Source organism: Rhodoferax sp. (assembly GCF_034520025.1).
Classification (GTDB): domain Bacteria; phylum Pseudomonadota; class Gammaproteobacteria; order Burkholderiales; family Burkholderiaceae_C; genus Allorhodoferax.
The window spans coordinates 321,665-337,482 of sequence record NZ_JAXHNZ010000002.1 but is presented as its reverse complement, the minus strand read 5'-3'; the positions used below and the strand labels follow the sequence as shown (position 1 = coordinate 337,482).

The window sequence follows — 15,818 nt, the reverse complement described above, 5'->3', positions numbered from 1 at the left end:
GCTGGTGGCTCGATCTGGGTGTGCGTGACAAACAATTTTTCTTGTGCGCACAAAAAGTTGAATCCACCACGCTGCGTGTCGCGTACCCAGTGTGCCAGTCGGCACGAATCAGTCCAACACACCGGAGCAACGCATGAAATTCAAACGCAGCAGCATCGTCCTCGCCTGCTTAATGGCAACCGCAGCAGGTAGCGCTATGGCCTCGAGCCATCGTGAAGCGCCTTTCATCACCACCAGCCCCAAGGTCGACGGGACTGACTTTTACATGTTCCGCAGTTACGAAGGCGTGGCCTCTAACGGGACCGGCGGTCGCTCTGACTATATCACCCTGATTGCCAACTACCAGCCATTGCAGACACCCTACGGTGGTCCCAATTACTTTTCGATGGATCCGAACGCGCTGTACGAAATCCACATCGACAACAACGGTGACGCCAAAGAGGACTTGACATTCCAGTTCAAGTTCAACAACAAACTCAACAATGTGGGCTTGGATATCGGCAGCGCGAAAAATGTCGCAATTCCCCTCATCCAAGCTGGTGCTGTCGCAAACGTCAACGACGCCAACCTCAACTTGAACGAGTCCTATACCGTGAACGTGGTGCGCGGCGACCGTCGCAAGGGCACCTCATCGTCGATCGTGAAGGCCAGCGGTGGTAGCAAAACGTTTGAGAAGCCTGTGGACTACATTGGTGAAAAGACGCTAGGCAATAAGTCCAGCTACGAAACATATGCAAACAAGCACATTCACGAAATGACTATCCCCGGCTGCAGCGTGCCGGGCAAGGTCTTCGTTGGACAACGACAAGAAGGCTTTGCGGTGAACCTTGGTACTGTTTTTGACCTTGTCAACTCAACGACCGGCGTTTTACTGGAGCCCGCGAATAAAGACGCAGCTGGCAATGGAGGCAACCACATCATTCAAAAGTCAAACGTCACCAGCATCGCAATGGAAATCCACAAGAGTTGCCTGACCGCTGGTTCTGATCCTGTCATCGGTGGCTGGACTACTGCCAGCTTGCGCCAAGCACGCTTGCTGAATGGCAAGCCAGGCTCTGGTCATCAGGCAAGCGAAAAAGCTGGCGGCGCTTGGGTACAAGTGTCTCGCTTGGGCAACCCGCTTGTGAACGAATTGGTCATTGGCGTGAAGGACAAAGACAAATTCAATGCATCCAAGCCACAAGACGACACACAGTTCTTGACGTACGTCACAAACCCAACACTGCCCGCACTTCTAGGACTCGTGCTGGCCAAAGACGCGGCTGCAGTCGCTCCGAAAAATTTACCGCGTACAGACCTCGCGACTGTTTTCTTGACCGGTATTAATGGCATCAACAAGCCGACTAATGCGACACCCTCCGAAATGTTGCGATTAGACACCGGCAAAGCTCCAGTGCCCTTTGCAGAGCAAAACCGCTTGGGCGTGGCTGGCAATGCACTGGCAGGAGGAACAGACAACGCTGGATTCCCAAATGGTCGTCGCCCAAAGGACGACGTGGTTGACATTGCATTGGTCGCGGTGCTCGGTGGCTTGTGCGTAATCAACGGAGACTCCAACGCACTTGGTTTGAACGGTGTTCCGGGTGTGTCAAGCTTGACCTCCGAGTGCAAGCCATCCAACGTACCCCTGGGCGCAGATTCGGCCAAGATCCATGACGCGGTCGATCAAGCCACAGTACCGTTCCTCTCCGGCTTTCCATACTTGAACACGCCAAATCCAGGCGCAATGAACTAAGGAGTTGCGCTCATGCCTACTACCAAATGGACTTTGCCGGCTGTACTTGCTTTGGGCTTGCTCTCTGCTTGCGGCGGCGGTAGCGTAGATCCGCTCACTCAAAACGCGCCCGGCGCCGATGTGGTGGCCGGTGTTGAGGTATCGACCTCAGTGGTTGTGTCGGAGGCTCAACGCCTGACGGCATCTAGCACCAACGACACATCGGAACCTGCAGCCCTGGGCTCGGTAACTCTCGCAACCAGCGACACAGACGAGCCTGCAGACATCTGATGCACTGAGTGCACTCAGACCCTCAGGGCACAGCGCAGGCTGTGCCCTGATGCACGGGAACTTTAAGTTCCCGTTTTTATTTCAAACCTCAGTACCCAAGTGACCTCAGGGAGTCTGCAGATGAACAAGAGATGGTGGGTGTGCCTCGGTGTCATCGTGTCTATGCACATGGCTCAAGCTGCAACTCCGATAAATGCAACCGAGCGTGATCAGGTTATAGAAAAACTGCCTTTCATTACCAAAAGCCGGAGCGCTGCATCCGACACTGCCGCACCCAATCCTCAAGACGCAGCATTAGGTGCGCGCGAAATGATTACGGCGGCCCGCCAAACCGGCGACACCCGCTACTGGGGCCGGGCCCAAGCGATGTTGGCTCCTTGGTGGAACAAGCCCGATGCCCCTACCGATTTGATGGTGCTGCAAGCCACCATTCAACAGGGGCGCCACGAGTTCAGCGAGGCCCGCAGCGTGCTAACACGAGCGGTCAAACTAAACCCTGCTCAAGCGCAAGGTTGGCTTAACTTGGCGGCACTTGAGCGATTGGCTGGTAACTATGCACGTGCATTGCAGGCATGCGAGGCTGTTGCCCGCGCCGGGCAAGCACTTTACGCCCAGGCCTGCCAACTCGAGACTCAGTCGCTCCAAGGTAAAACCAATGAAGCACGCGTTGGATTGCAAACACTCATTTCCGCCGCCGACAACACCGCAACACGGGCTTGGCTTCTCTCACTGATGGCCGAGAGCGAAGAGCGTGCAGGAAAAGACGACGCTGCCCTCAGAGCCTACCAAAGCAGTCTCAAGCACGAGAGCGACCTTTACACCAGTATTGCGCTGTCTGACCTGCTGCTGCGCACCGGAAAACACAAACAAGCACTCAAGGTGCTCGCGGGACTGCCCGAAACTGACGCGGTTGTACTGCGGCAAGCAACCGCCAAAAAGCGCGGGGGTGATGCGAGTTGGGTTGAACTGCGGCAAACACTGCGCGAACGACAAGTCGAGCTGAAGCGACGCGGAGACAAGTTGGAGCTGCATGGCCGCGAAGAGGCCCTGATAGCCCTATGGCTCGATGAAGATTTCGCAAAGGCAACCACCATGGCAGAGCGCAACCTCGATCTGCAAAAAGAACCTATTGACTGGTGGGTAGCCATTCAGAGTGCCCGTGCCGCCAGCGACATGCCCGCGCTGGCCCGCTTGCGCGGAGATATACAGCGAACTGGCCTGGTGGATGCGCGCATCCAGGGAGAAAAATCATGAAGCAATTGACCGCTTTTTTGTGCAGTGCGCTCATCGCCCTACCCGCCTTGGCGCACAAGGGTAGTGATGCCTACCTCGACGTCAAGCAGACTACTGATCAAGTGACACTACAGCTGGCAGTGGCCATCAAAGACCTCGATGTCGTGTTACCCGTGGACGCCAATGCAGACGGACTTGTCACCTTCGGTGAAGTACAAGATGCCACGCCTGCGGTGGAAGCGCTGATCCAAAGCAACGCATTGATCCAGGGAGCCAGCGGGGGCTGCCCGCTGCAATGGCGATATGCAGGACTGGAACGTTACAGCGACGGGGCCTATATCAAGCTTTCCAGCACAGCAAACTGTGCAGCGCTAGAAAGCATCCGCTACACGCTCTTCAAAACTGAAGACGAAAACCACCGCCTGCTCGTGAGCGGCAATGTCAACGGGCGTGACCTGCTGACGACCGCTGCCCCGCAGCAAGCCGGGCCCATCTTGCTCGTGACCCGCAATGCAGCGAGCCAAGCGGCACCTACCGGCGTAGGCCAGACTGTGCTGAGCTACTTTGGTTTAGGCATGCACCACCTGCTGGAAGGTTATGACCACCTTGCGTTTTTGCTCGCGCTGGTTTTGCCACTACAGCTTGTTCTGGGCCGCAAGTCTGGTCCGGAACCGCTCACCGATACCAGGCCGTGGTGGGCTTTGCTGTGCACTGTCACAGCCTTCACAGTCGGGCACTCCATCACGCTGGCGTTGGCTAGTTTGGGCATCACGTCCGCATCACCCGATTGGGTGGAGCCCGTTATTGCCGCCTCAATCGGCGTGACTGCACTGCTGAACGTGTTTCCTGTCAAAGCATTCAGCCCTTGGCGGCTTGCATTGGGCTTCGGGCTGATTCATGGCTATGGGTTTGCGGGCCTGCTCACCGAAGCGGCGGCACCATCGGCGCTCCTGGGCTGGGCCTTGTTGGGGTTCAACCTCGGGGTCGAAGCCGGTCAACTACTAGCCGTATTGCTGTGGGTGGCGGTGTCCCAACTCTTTGTGCGCCAAGCTTGGTACGGCAGCGTGGTGGTGCGCGGCGGGTCTATTGCGCTGTTCGCACTGGCCGCCTACTGGGTATGGGAACGGGTTTTTTCCTGACCCATAAAAAAGCCGCGCAGCCCTTTAAGGGTGTGCGCAGCTTGCTATCAAATATATAGCAGAATGAAATGTGATTAGACGCGAGGCACTGGCGTACCCGAGTTAACACACAGCGCCATGTTGAGGGCGATGACGGCCGTCTTGTAATCAGCACGCTCAATCACAAACTGCATGTTCACTTGGCGCAGAGTTTGGGAAACGCAGTTCACGTTAACCTGTGCGTCCGCCAGCGCCTGAGCAGCCTTGGCCAGCACACCGGGGATACCAATGTTGGAGCCGATGGTGCAAACAATGGCGCTCGGCTTGACAGTGACCACCTGGTACAGCTCTTCCAGCTCGGCCACGAGCTCGGGCGTGACTTGGTTGTCCCACACTAAATGGGCAATGGAGTTGGCGTTAGTGGCTTTGAGGATGTAGCTGATGTCGTGCTTGCAGAACACTTGCATCAAGCTGGCGTCAAAGCCGACGGTGCCTACCATGCTGGGGTCGTGGATCTCGATCAGAGTGACCTTGTCAGTGCCGGTCACGATTTCCACACGGGCGCGCTCACCCACGAAGTCTTTGGTGATCAAAGTACCGGGGTGGTCAGGCTCAAACGTGTTTTTCAGGCGGATCGGGATACCGGCAAGTTCCATCGGCTTGGCCGCCTTGGGGTGAATGGCTTCCATGCCCACGTCTGCCAACTGATCGGCTACGTCGTAGTTGGTGGCACCCACCACAATGGCGTTTTCCAGACCCACTAGGTTGGGGTCGGCAGACGACAGATGGAATTCCTTGTGGATCACCGCTTCGGCGGGGCGCACTTCTACTGCGATTTTGCTGAAGGTAACCTCGGAGTAGCCGCGGTCGAACTCGCGCATGATGCCTTCGGTGCCTTTGGTGTAACCGGTGGCCACAATTACGTTGTTGGCCAGGTCCAGGTCTTTGAAGCTGTGGGCAATGCGTTCATCAATGCTCCAGGCTTCGTTGTCGTCAAAACCGGCCAGGTCCATCAGGACCGCGTTCACACCATTAGCCTTGAGGATTTCTACCGAGTTGAACGCACTGTGCGACTCACCGATGGAGGCCAGCACCTCGCGGGCAGCCAACAGCACGTCTTTGCGACTGAGGTACCCGCTGGCCAGCACATGGTGCATGGCGCCCAAATACTCGCGAGCCTGGGCAATGCGTTGATCGATGAATGCATCAGCAACTGCTAAAGGCAAACCAATGTCGGCGTAGGCAGCATTTAGCTTTTTAAGGCTGGCTGCTAAGCCAGTCAGTGCGTCCTGGTAACCCTTGCCCTCAGCGAACAGGGCGTAAATGCCCCGCTCGCCGGTTTTCTTGTGCTCCAGCAGCTGGTTGGTCACGCCGGAGTAGGCAGACACCACGTAGATACGACCGTAAATGCGTGCGGGGTTGTGCAGCATGATGTGGCGCAGCACATCACCAAAGGCGGTCATCGAGGTGCCGCCGATCTTCTCAACAGAGATCTTCGAGGAATTTACGTCGTGCATGGACAAGCTTGGGGTGGGCAAAAGATGAAAAAACCCGGCCGGAAATGAATGCCGGTAGTGCCGGTTACGAAAAGCCCTCTATTTTCGCCTACTTTGCTGGAAGCAGGCTCTCAGGCGCCAATTGGGGTCGAGAGAACAAAAGTTTGCCGGCTGACTTAGAGCAGAAGCTGACCATTCAGTGCTTAAAAAGCAGAGAAGGTGCCAGCTAGAAAGAGCTGCTCACGGTAGCCGTGGATGGCGCATGACCTGCTCCATCGCACTGGCACTCACCGGGTGGCTGAAATAGAAGCCCTGAAAACCCTTGCACCCCAGCTCCATCAACAGTGCGCAGTGCGCTTGGGTCTCTACCCCCTCTGCAATCACCTTCAGGCCCAGCGTTTCCGCCAACACAATCACCATGCGAGCGATAGCTGCGTCGTTCGGGTCGTCCAGCACATCCCGCACAAAACTCTGGTCGATCTTGATCTGGTCAAAGGGCAGCTGCTTGAGATAGGCCAGCGAGGAGTAGCCCGTGCCGAAATCATCCAGAGCAAAGCCAAGCCCATGCGCTTTGAGCAGCTTCATCTTGGAAATCACCAAATCAACACCTTCAATCAGCATGCTTTCGGTCAACTCCAGCTTGAGGCGCCGGGGATTGACGCCCGTTTCTTTGAGTATCCTCAGAACGATGGGCACAAATTCCGGATCGCGAAACTGCCGGGCACTGACATTCACAGCTAATTCCAGTGATGCCAGGTCGGGCTGATCGGCCCACTGGCTCAGCTGTTCACAGGCGCTGCGAATGATCGACTCCCCCAAAGGCAAAATCAGCCCGCTGCTTTCTGCCACAGGGATAAAGTCAACCGGTGAAATCAATCCACGTTGCGGGTGCTCCCAGCGTGCCAACACCTCCGCACCGATGATCCGGCCGCGCTCATCGACCTGAGGCTGGTACAGCAAAAAAAGCTCTGCCCCGCCCATGGCGGACCGCAAGTCCGTCTCCAGCTGCAGGCGGGCGGAAACGGCGGCTTGCATCATCGGATCAAAAAACCGGACCGTGTTTCGGCCCGCAGCCTTGGCCTGATACATGGCCGTATCCGCCCGCTTGAGTGGCTCTTCAGTGTCTTCAAGCCGGTCGCCGAACAAAGTCACGCCGATACTGGGCGTGTTGTGAAACTGGATCTCTCCAATCTCGTAGCTGCGGTCAAGCTCCAGCAGAATTTTTCCTGCAATAACCTCGGCTTGGCGACCTGCCATTAATGCGTCATCCGCCAAGTCATCGAGCAAGATGACGAACTCGTCGCCCCCCAAACGCGACACCGTATCGCCGTCACGGATCGCGGCGACCAAGCGTTCTGCAACCTGCCGCAATAGCTGATCCCCCTTGTTATGGCCAAAGGTATCGTTCAATGTTTTGAAGTTGTCGAGATCAATAAACAGCAACGCCCCCAAACGGTGGTTACGCTGGGCCGTTACCAGCGCGAGCCCCAGCCTGTTGAGCAACAACCTGCGGTTAGGCAACCCTGTTAGTGCGTCAAAAAATGCCAAACTGTGTATCTGGGCCTCGGCCGCCTTGCGCTCAGTAATGTCAGTGACAAAGGCCAGAATGCACGGGACACCGCTGAGGTCCATGATTTCCCCCGAGATACTGACCTTGCGGATATCGCCATTCCTGTGCACCCAGCTCGTCTCGTAGTCCACCACGCTGCCTCTGGCCTTTAGTGCGCGCAGCCACTGGAGCCGCATCTCGCTCTCGGGCCAGAAGCCCATCTCCAGCGCGGTCTTTCCCAACAACTCGGCACGGTCCCAGCCGAAGTCACGCTGGTATTTCTCGTTGGCCTCAACGAATCGCCCTTCCGCGAGCGTTGCGATCGAGGCCGCCACCGGACTGGATTGAAATGCGGTCGCAAACTTCTGCTCGGACTGCCGCAAGTTCAGCTCGACCAATTTACGGGTGTGAATGTCCTGGGTGGTACCAGTCACCCGGAACACGGCACCTTGGTCATCCCGCTCAAATCTCGCTTTTAGCAGCACCCAGTGCAGCCCCCCATGCACACTGACTTGGTGCTCAGACTCAAAGACGGACTGAGTCCGCGCCGCGTCACGCCATAGGTCAAAGAAGGTCTCTCGTTCGTCGACCGGTATCAGGTCGAAGAACAAATCACGGCTCAACGTAGCGCCATTCGACAGTCCGAAAATACGACAGGCCTCATCGGATAGCTGCATGCTGTCGGATGCGACCGAATACACCCAACTCCCGACCTGGGCTTGCGCTTGCGCTTGGTGCAACTCCCACTTTGCAAACTCCAGATCACGACTCCGCAGAGCGATCCGGGTGTTGACAAGGTCCAGCTCACGCAGCCGGCGCTGATACGCCAAGACAAGGAAGTGCATCAAGACAGCTGCCATCAGGAAGACGCAAATCTGTACCAGCGCATGCAGCTAAGGGGGCGAGTCGGCGGACTGCGGCAGCCACCCCCCTTTTGTTGCGACAACGGCGAGGATCGTGACCACCGAGGTCAAGGCAGCGACGATGAGCGCGACCCGGGTGCTGACCAGCCAACCCAGTAAGAAAATGACCAGCGGGAACACGAATTGGACCGGTGCTATAACGCCGCCGCCCACAAACATCATCAAGGCGACGTAACACCACATACCCACACCCAGTGCGGTAACTGTTGTCTGTAACTTTTTCCGCCACAAAAAGAACCAACCCGCAGCGCCCACAAGCAAGATGGTGCTCGTGCGCAGCGCTGCGCTCAGGCCATTGGGGATAAAGGCATAAATCGCCGCAGTCACCAGTACACCACTCAGAAAAATGGCGACCACTGCGGCTTTGAGAAAAGAAAAAGAAGGCTCCCAAGTAACGGGTCGGTAGACCTCTTCGTCACTCCTGCTGACCGGCTTGTGATGCGGGGCAATCTTTGGTTCCATCGTTGATCTCATCATAGCTGCCGCAGACAGAAGTTGACTGCGTTGGTCCGCCGCCTGATGCCCCCATACAAGTACTGTGGCAGTGCCGCTGTCCCCACATCCGCTGGTCTATCCAACGCAACGTGGGAGCTACGGGCGGACGGGCAGCCGCTGACCTGTGTGGCGGGCGCCCGGCCGATGGCGTTAGGTAGTCCTCGGTCAAAGCTGAACGCATAGTGCAGTTCCCGCCCCATGAGCAGGCCCGTAATCCGCAGCTTTCCGTCAGGCGCGACAGCACCGTTCATGAAACCGTGGCTAAACACCGTCAAACTCGCCACCGGTGAGGAGTCCGTGCGCCAAGCCGCCACCACTCCAATGATCGGCGGCAGGGTGTGAGTCGGATCGATGATGAGCACGATATCCACGCCAAAGGGGTCATCAGAAAACAGCCGCAGCAACTAAGTGCCGGCCACACACACCGCTGAACCAAGCGCTAACTGGGTCAAAGAGTCCGCTGCAGAGTTGGCTTTGGCGCTTAGACCTGCACCACGATAGGAAAGTCGACACGCAGCCCATCCGCCGAAGCACTGAACTCGCGTGTCAGCGCCGCCCGGTCTTGCAGGTCAAGGCGCTGCCAGAGCCCGTCGCGCGGGTTACCCGGATCACCCGCTACATAAAGTTGCGTGGTGAGCAGCTCCTTACGATCTAACTTGACCTTCACATGGATGTGAGGCGTGCGCCCGCTGTAGGGGGCCGGCCGCATGGTACGGAAGCGGTAGCGCCCATCTTTGCCCACCGCCACCCGGCCAAAGCCCTGGAACTTCGGGTCCGCTTTGCCGCCGTCTTGCGGGTGGTGGTAGTGCCCTTCGTGGTCACATTGCCAGATTTCAACCACCGCGCCAGCGACTGGCATGCCGCGGGTGTCCATCACTAGCCCTTCAACCCAGACCGGTTGGGCTTTGGAGTACACCGCACCACCATTGCGCAGCAGGTCAAAGTCTTGGTCACTGGGCAGTGCTACCGGATAAAACGGCCCCTCAGCCTGCCGGGGTGTGGGCCGCAAAACCGACTGGGCTTGCGCAACCGTTGGCACAAGCCAGGCCGGCGCACCGGTGGTAGCCAACATGCCGGCACCACGAACCAACAGGGAACGGCGGGAGCGAGGTGGGTGCATAGGCGTTTCGGGTGGTGAAGCAAAAGTGCGTATCGGAATCCCGGGGCCTGCAAAAGTTCCCACCCACACTGTGCAGTGCGCTGCCAGCGCTGTTCAGCACGCACAACCCATCGGCAGTGGATACACCGGAGAGCCTGCCATCACCCACCAAAAGCTCTTCGTCGCCATTCAAAACGCTATCAAATCTATAGCTACTTGCGCAATCAATACGAGCGCCTGAGTTCGATTTAACCTAAAAACATCGCCCGATACTGCCTGGGCGATAAACCCAGCTGCTGCTGAGAGTTATGGCACAGTGGCCTGCGGGCACGCTGTTTGTGACCTACTGCGCCGGGCCCCACTGCAACGGCGCCACCCGTGGCGCGCTCCAGCTGGCGCACTTGGGGCGAGCGGTCAAGATCATGGCTGGAGGCATCACCGGCTGGCTGGATGAAGGCTTTGCGCTAGCCACCGGTGACACCTGAATACGCCCATGGGCCACCTTGCGCTTGTGGCACAGTGAGTGCATGAACACCATTCTTATCACCGGCGCCAGCGACGGCATCGGCGCCGCCAGTGCTCGGCAGCTCAAGGCCAAAGGGCACAACGTCATCCTCGTGGGCCGCTCACGCGACAAAACTGAAGCGCTGGCCCGCGATCTGGCGGCGCCATTTCATGTGGCCGATTTCACCCAACTGGCCGATGTGCAACAGCTGGCCTTAGAGCTTGCACATCACCCGCGCATCCATGTGCTGGCCAACAACGCAGGCGGCATCATGGGCCAGCGGGAGCTCACCCAGGACGGGTTCGAAAAGACCTTTCAAGTGAACCACCTTGCCCCCTTCCTTTTAACCAAGCTGCTGATGCCGCAACTGATAGCGGGCCAAGCCAAAGTAATTCAAACCGCCAGTATTGCGGCCAATGTCTTTGGCGGCAGCTTTGATGTCCACGACCTGAACAACGAACGCCACTACCGGCCCGAGCAGGCTTATGGCAACGGCAAGTTAGCAAATATTCTTTTCACCCGCGAACTCCAACGTCGGTATGGTGTCGAAGGCATTGCAGCAGTGGCATTTCACCCCGGCGTGGTGCGCAGCAACTTTGCCAGCGAGACCAGCCACCTTATGCGGGTGCTGTACCACACCCCTTTGAAATACCTCTTCACCATCAGCCCGGAGTCCAGCGGGCAGCGCCTGACTGCGCTTGCCGAAGGACAGCCCGGCACCGACTGGCAGCCGGGTGAGATGTACCACAAAACCAAGCCGATGCCGCTGCGTTTTCAGGATACCGACGGTAGCGCAGCGCACAGTTTGTGGGAGCAAAGCGAGGACATGCTGACCCCGTTCTCAAAATAACCTGCAGAGAATATGTGCCCGACTGGTCTGGGTGAGGTACTCAACCCGTGGCTGGGTTGGCTTTAGCCAAAAGAAAGTCAATGCAGGTGCGCACCGCGCGCGTCTGGCGGCGGTTCGGAAGGTATAGCAAGTACATCTGGGTGCCAAAAATGCTAAGGCGGTAGTCATCCAGCGCGGTCACCACCTCGCCATTGGCGATCACATCCTGCACCACATAGTCGGGCACCAGCCCGATGCCTAAGCCCGCCAGAACACCTTGCCGCAAAAACGGGTAATGGTCTGAAATCAAGGTCGGGGCTAACAGCACATCGTGCCGCTCGTTGCCTTTGTAGCCGCGCAATGAGAGCTGCCGCCCCACCACATTGGCGGTAATCACTGGCAGCGTGCGCAGTTGGTCCAGCTGGGTCGGCAGGCCATGGGCTTGGGCATAACTTTGGGATGCACACGCCAGGTAGCGCACGGTGCCCATGTCACGCGCAACCAGTTGTTCAGGCGGCTCGGGCAGGATGCGGATGGCAATGTCCACCTCATCGCGCAGGTTTTCCACCCGGTTCTCGAACACCACATCGAGCACGATGCCGGGGTACAGCCCCTTGAACTCGATCAGCCAGTGCGACATCACCATCTGCCCGAAGCCGCTGGGCATGCTGAGGCCCACGCGCCCTTGCAACTCCTGCCCCAAGTTGCTGATGGTTTCTTTGGCGGCAAGGATCTCGTTGCTGATGGCGCGGCCGTGCTCATACAGCCGCCAACCCACCTCGTTGGGTTCCACCCGGCGAGTTGTGCGGTGTACCAGTTGAAGACCCACTGTTTTCTCTAGTTGACTCAAGTGGTAGCTCACATTGGCCCGCGTCATTTTGAGCTTGCGGGCCGCTTGGCTCAGGTTGCCCGCGTCGATGATCTCCACCAGCAGGGTCAGAGAAGAAAGGTCAAGACTCATGGACCTGCCGGTGTCTTGGTGTGGTGGCGTTAAACAGCATACGGGTCATCCGATGGCAAAAGCGTCAAATAATATTTGACAGTTTGTCAATTTATTTTGTGATTGTAAAAAATGAGCCGCTCCAAAAGAATAGCCTCTGCTCTCACGACAACAACAATGGAGACAAACGCATGGAGCACGACAACCCGTCACCCGCAGTGACCAGCCACAGGTATGGCCGCGTGTGGGTCATTACCGTCAACAACCCGCCCGTCAACGCGCTGAGCGCAGCGGTGCGCCTAGGCCTTTTTGCCGCCATCGAGCAGGGCGAGGTGCAGCCGGATGTGGGCGCGGTATTGATCGTGAGCGAGGGCAAAACCTTTATTGCCGGGGCAGACATCCGCGAATTTGGCAAGCCCCCCGTGCCACCATCGCTGCCCGACGTGTGCAACCGCATCGAGGCGTGTACCAAGCCGGTAGTGGTTGCCCTGCAAGGCGCCGCATTGGGTGGTGGACTGGAGGTAGCGCTGAGTGCGCACTACCGCTTAGCCCTGCCCGGCGCCAAGGTCGGCTTGCCGGAGGTCGACCTAGGCCTGATGCCCGGGGCCGGTGGCACACAACGCGCACCCCGCCTCATGGGCGCGAAAGCTGCCGCGGAGTTCATGCTCAGTGGCAAACCGATGGGCGCGCAAGCCGCATTTGAAGCCGGGTTGGTAGACCGCGTGACAGATAGCAGGCTCGCCGCCCTGGATGCTGGCTTGGCCTATGCCAACGAACTGTTGGCCCAAGGTGCGCCGGTACGGCGTGTGCGCAATATCGCGATGACCAAGCCTGAGATTTCCCTGTCAGAGCTGAGTGATCTGGCTCAAGATACGGCCAAGAAGTCGCCCGGGCTGTACTCACCACTCAAGATCCTGGAGGCGGTGCGCGCGTCCGTAGAGTTGCCTTTTGACGAGGGACTGAGTCTGGAGCGGCGTTTGTTCAGAGGCTGCATCGACAGCCCGCAACGTGCAGGTCTGATCCACGCATTTTTTGCCGAGCGTGAGGTGAGCAAAGTGCCCGAAGCCCGTGGCGCCGCGCCGCGCGCAGTGGCTAGCTTGGCGGTCATAGGCGGGGGCACCATGGGAGCTGGCATTGCTGTGGCGGCGCTGGATGCAGGGCTGCCGGTAACCATGCTTGAGCGCGATGGGGACTCGCTTGCCCGTGGCGTCGCCAATGTGGCCAAGGTCTACGATGGTTTGATCGCCAAAGGCCGCATCACCGAAGCGCACAAGGCGGCCACCCTCACCCGCTTTAGGCCCAGTACTGACTTTGCCGACCTTGCAGCAGCCGACCTGGTGATCGAAGCAGTGTTCGAAGACCTCGAGGTCAAAAAAGCCGTTTTCCGGCAGCTGGACTCGGAGTGCAAGGCCGGCGCGGTACTGGCAACCAATACCTCGTACCTGGATATCGACGCGATTGCTGCAGCCACCCGCCGCCCGCAAGACGTGATCGGTCTGCACTTTTTCAGCCCGGCCAACATCATGAAATTGTTGGAAATCGTGGTGCCAGCCCGCGTGAGCCCCGATGTGGTGGTGACTGCCTTTGAGCTCGCCAAACGCATGAAAAAAGTGCCAGTCCGAGCAGGCGTTTGCGACGGCTTCATCGGCAATCGCATCTTGGCGAGCTACAAGCAGGCGGTCGACTACATGATGGAAGACGGTGCCAGCCCCTACGAGATTGACTCTGCGGTGCGGGCTTTCGGTTACCCCATGGGTCCCTGCCAAGTGACCGATTTGGCCGGCGGCGACATCGGCTGGGCCACCCGCAAACGCCGTGCAGCCGCACGCGATCCAAAAGCCCGTTATGTCGAAATCGCTGACCGCATCTGCGAGCGCGGCTGGTTCGGCCAGAAAACCGGCCGCGGGTTTTACCTTTACCCGCAAGGCGCCCGCACCGGCCAGCCTGATCCGGAGGTGCTCGCCATTGTGGACGACGAACGGAACAGAAAAGGCATCACCCCACGAAGCTTCCCCCCCGAGGAAATCATGCGCCGCTACATGGCCGCCATGGTCAACGAAGGGGCTAAGGTGCTGGCCGATGGGATTGCACTGCGGCCGCTGGACATTGATGTGACATTCCTCTACGGCTACGGTTTCCCGCGCTTTCGGGGCGGCCCCATGAGATACGCAGACACCGTGGGTCTTTCCAACATCCTCGCCGACATACGGGCCTTCGCCGAAGAGGACCCGTTGTTCTGGCAGCCCGCACCCTTGCTGGAAGCACTGGTGGCCGAGGGCCAAGATTTCGCGAGCCTGAACCAGCTGCGCTCCTGATTGCAGCCAACCCACTCAACCCTGCCCCTTTGCCGACCGCTCGCTGCGGCGGCAGGTAGCAAACCCCACGCAACACCACACCGCAACCTAAGGAAGCCCTTTTTATGCGCCAGGCCGTTATCGTCTCGACCGCTCGCACGCCATTGACCAAATCGCACCGTGGCGAACTCAACATTACGCCGGGCCCCACGCTAGCCAGCTTTGCGATGCGTGCTGCGGTCGACCGCGCAGGCATTGACCCTACGCTGATCGAGGATGCCATTTTGGGCTGCGGCTACCCCGAGGGCATCACCGGGCGCAATGTGGCTCGCCAGGCCATCATCCGCTCGCAACTCCCCTTGTCCATCGGCGGCACCACCGTGAACCGGTTCTGCGCATCAGGCTTGCAAGCCATTGCCATCGCTGCCGGGCGCATCGTGGTGGACGGAGCGCCGGCCATGATTGCCGGTGGTGTGGAGAGTATTTCAGGCATTCGCTCGCGCCAGGACGGTCAAAGCGGCTTGGACCCGTGGATCCAGGAGTATAAACCCGCGCTCTACATGGAAATGATCGACACCGCCGATATAGTGGCCCGCCGCTACCACATCAGCCGCGAAGCGCAAGACCGTTTCTCGGTCGAAAGCCAGCGCAAAGTAGCCCAGGCGCAAGCCGCCGGGCGGTATGCCGATGAAATTGTCTCCATCACCACCACCATGGCAGTCACGGACAAAGACACCGGCACGGTAAGCCAACGCGAGGCTACGGTCGACCGGGACACCTGCAACCGCGCGGGCACCACCTACGAATCCTTGGCCAAACTGGCGCCTGTGAAAGGGGCGGACCAGTTCATTACCGCCGGTAATGCCTCGCAACTGTCTGACGGTGCCAGCGCCTGCGTGCTGATGGAGGCGGGAGAGGCCGAGCGCCTGGGGCTGCAAGCGCTAGGCGCCTTCCGTGGCATGGCTATTGCGGGTTGCGAGCCGGATGAAATGGGTATCGGACCGGTCTTTGCCGTGCCCAAACTGCTCAAGCGCCACGGCCTGACGGTGGACGACATCGACCTGTGGGAGCTGAACGAGGCATTTGCCTCACAAGCCATTTACTGCCAGCAAACCCTGGGTATCCCGGCCGACCGTCTGAACGTGAACGGCGGTGCGATCGCCATCGGTCACCCCTTTGGCATGACCGGTGCGCGGCTGGCGGGCCACATCTTGCTGGAAGGCCGCCGCCGTAACGCAGAGGGTCAGCGCGTCAAGTGGGGAGTAGTGACGATGTGTATCGCCGGTGGCATGGGTGCTGCCGGACTGTTTGAAATTTTCTGAGCGGGCTTAC

At 58.7% G+C, this 15,818-nt stretch carries 13 protein-coding genes and 1 pseudogene; 8 read left to right on the top strand and 6 right to left on the bottom strand.

Features of this window, described 5'->3' with window-relative positions; translation table 11 throughout:
* The first annotated feature begins 133 nt into the window (after positions 1-133).
* The 4 genes from U5L73_RS09860 to U5L73_RS09845 all read left to right on the top strand — a co-directional run bounded on the left by U5L73_RS09860 (position 134) and on the right by U5L73_RS09845 (position 4,377).
* On the top strand, positions 134-1,735 hold the full coding sequence (locus U5L73_RS09860; RefSeq protein WP_322562195.1) for a DUF4331 domain-containing protein: 1,602 nt from the start codon (positions 134-136) through the stop codon (positions 1,733-1,735).
* Positions 1,736-1,747: 12 nt separating this feature from the next.
* Positions 1,748-2,005, top strand: a complete 258-nt coding sequence (locus U5L73_RS09855; protein WP_322562194.1) for a hypothetical protein — start codon at positions 1,748-1,750, stop codon at positions 2,003-2,005.
* A gap of 120 nt (positions 2,006-2,125) precedes the next feature.
* Positions 2,126-3,259, top strand: a complete 1,134-nt coding sequence (locus tag U5L73_RS09850; protein ID WP_322562193.1) for a tetratricopeptide repeat protein — start codon at positions 2,126-2,128, stop codon at positions 3,257-3,259.
* The gene (locus U5L73_RS09845; protein ID WP_322562192.1) at positions 3,256-4,377 is read left to right on the top strand and encodes a HupE/UreJ family protein; all 1,122 of its coding nucleotides are present in this window, start codon (positions 3,256-3,258) and stop codon (positions 4,375-4,377) included. The genes U5L73_RS09850 and U5L73_RS09845 overlap by 4 nt, the downstream gene beginning before the upstream one ends.
* A 74-nt stretch (positions 4,378-4,451) precedes the next feature.
* On the opposite strand, the gene U5L73_RS09840 is transcribed toward U5L73_RS09845, so the two are convergent.
* From U5L73_RS09840 to U5L73_RS09820, 5 genes are all read right to left on the bottom strand, one after another.
* Entirely contained in the window at positions 4,452-5,873 is a 1,422-nt protein-coding gene (locus U5L73_RS09840; RefSeq protein ID WP_313875976.1) for an aspartate kinase, read from the bottom strand.
* 219 nt (positions 5,874-6,092) lie between these two features.
* On the bottom strand, positions 6,093-8,246 hold the full coding sequence (locus tag U5L73_RS09835) for a putative bifunctional diguanylate cyclase/phosphodiesterase (RefSeq protein ID WP_322562191.1): 2,154 nt from the start codon (positions 8,244-8,246) through the stop codon (positions 6,093-6,095).
* Between the two features lie 48 nt (positions 8,247-8,294).
* Positions 8,295-8,786 (bottom strand): hypothetical protein, encoded by a 492-nt coding sequence (locus U5L73_RS09830; protein WP_322562190.1) that lies wholly within the window; start codon positions 8,784-8,786, stop codon positions 8,295-8,297.
* 11 nt (positions 8,787-8,797) lie between these two features.
* Positions 8,798-9,190: a hypothetical protein gene (locus U5L73_RS09825; protein WP_322562189.1), complete on the bottom strand. Its 393-nt coding sequence runs from the start codon at positions 9,188-9,190 to the stop codon at positions 8,798-8,800.
* Between the two features lie 110 nt (positions 9,191-9,300).
* Positions 9,301-9,939 (bottom strand): protocatechuate 3,4-dioxygenase, encoded by a 639-nt coding sequence (locus tag U5L73_RS09820; protein ID WP_322562188.1) that lies wholly within the window; start codon positions 9,937-9,939, stop codon positions 9,301-9,303.
* A 299-nt stretch (positions 9,940-10,238) separates the two neighbouring features.
* On the opposite strand from U5L73_RS09820, the pseudogene U5L73_RS09815 reads away from it, so the two are divergent.
* Both U5L73_RS09815 and U5L73_RS09810 read left to right on the top strand, forming a co-directional pair.
* Positions 10,239-10,403: pseudogene (locus tag U5L73_RS09815) on the top strand (rhodanese-like domain-containing protein); the annotation flags it as partial.
* 42 nt (positions 10,404-10,445) lie between these two features.
* Positions 10,446-11,273: an SDR family NAD(P)-dependent oxidoreductase gene (locus tag U5L73_RS09810; RefSeq protein ID WP_322562187.1), complete on the top strand. Its 828-nt coding sequence runs from the start codon at positions 10,446-10,448 to the stop codon at positions 11,271-11,273.
* Between the two features lie 40 nt (positions 11,274-11,313).
* On the opposite strand, the gene U5L73_RS09805 is transcribed toward U5L73_RS09810, so the two are convergent.
* Positions 11,314-12,213: a LysR family transcriptional regulator gene (locus U5L73_RS09805; RefSeq protein ID WP_322562186.1), complete on the bottom strand. Its 900-nt coding sequence runs from the start codon at positions 12,211-12,213 to the stop codon at positions 11,314-11,316.
* A gap of 170 nt (positions 12,214-12,383) precedes the next feature.
* Here U5L73_RS09805 and U5L73_RS09800 point away from each other — a divergent pair, with 170 nt between their 5' ends.
* Positions 12,384-14,507 carry a 3-hydroxyacyl-CoA dehydrogenase NAD-binding domain-containing protein gene (locus U5L73_RS09800; RefSeq protein WP_322562185.1) on the top strand — a complete coding sequence of 708 codons (2,124 nt, stop codon included), beginning with the start codon at positions 12,384-12,386 and terminating at the stop codon, positions 14,505-14,507.
* Positions 14,508-14,611: 104 nt separating this feature from the next.
* The gene (locus U5L73_RS09795; protein ID WP_322562184.1) at positions 14,612-15,808 is read left to right on the top strand and encodes an acetyl-CoA C-acyltransferase; all 1,197 of its coding nucleotides are present in this window, start codon (positions 14,612-14,614) and stop codon (positions 15,806-15,808) included.
* Positions 15,809-15,818: the final 10 nt, after the last annotated feature.

What these genes read in the sequence shown, in the direction of transcription:
- U5L73_RS09860 (WP_322562195.1), top strand. Translation starts at nt 134, where the DNA reads ATGAAATTCAAACGCAGCAGCATCGTCCTCGCCTGCTTAATGGCAACC.
- U5L73_RS09855 (WP_322562194.1), top strand. Translation starts at nt 1,748, where the DNA reads ATGCCTACTACCAAATGGACTTTGCCGGCTGTACTTGCTTTGGGCTTG.
- U5L73_RS09850 (WP_322562193.1), top strand. Translation starts at nt 2,126, where the DNA reads ATGAACAAGAGATGGTGGGTGTGCCTCGGTGTCATCGTGTCTATGCAC.
- U5L73_RS09845 (WP_322562192.1), top strand. Translation starts at nt 3,256, where the DNA reads ATGAAGCAATTGACCGCTTTTTTGTGCAGTGCGCTCATCGCCCTACCC.
- U5L73_RS09840 (WP_313875976.1), bottom strand. Translation starts at nt 5,873, where the DNA reads ATGCACGACGTAAATTCCTCGAAGATCTCTGTTGAGAAGATCGGCGGC.
- U5L73_RS09835 (WP_322562191.1), bottom strand. Translation starts at nt 8,246, where the DNA reads ATGCACTTCCTTGTCTTGGCGTATCAGCGCCGGCTGCGTGAGCTGGAC.
- U5L73_RS09830 (WP_322562190.1), bottom strand. Translation starts at nt 8,786, where the DNA reads ATGGAACCAAAGATTGCCCCGCATCACAAGCCGGTCAGCAGGAGTGAC.
- U5L73_RS09820 (WP_322562188.1), bottom strand. Translation starts at nt 9,939, where the DNA reads ATGCACCCACCTCGCTCCCGCCGTTCCCTGTTGGTTCGTGGTGCCGGC.
- U5L73_RS09810 (WP_322562187.1), top strand. Translation starts at nt 10,446, where the DNA reads ATGAACACCATTCTTATCACCGGCGCCAGCGACGGCATCGGCGCCGCC.
- U5L73_RS09805 (WP_322562186.1), bottom strand. Translation starts at nt 12,213, where the DNA reads ATGAGTCTTGACCTTTCTTCTCTGACCCTGCTGGTGGAGATCATCGAC.
- U5L73_RS09800 (WP_322562185.1), top strand. Translation starts at nt 12,384, where the DNA reads ATGGAGCACGACAACCCGTCACCCGCAGTGACCAGCCACAGGTATGGC.
- U5L73_RS09795 (WP_322562184.1), top strand. Translation starts at nt 14,612, where the DNA reads ATGCGCCAGGCCGTTATCGTCTCGACCGCTCGCACGCCATTGACCAAA.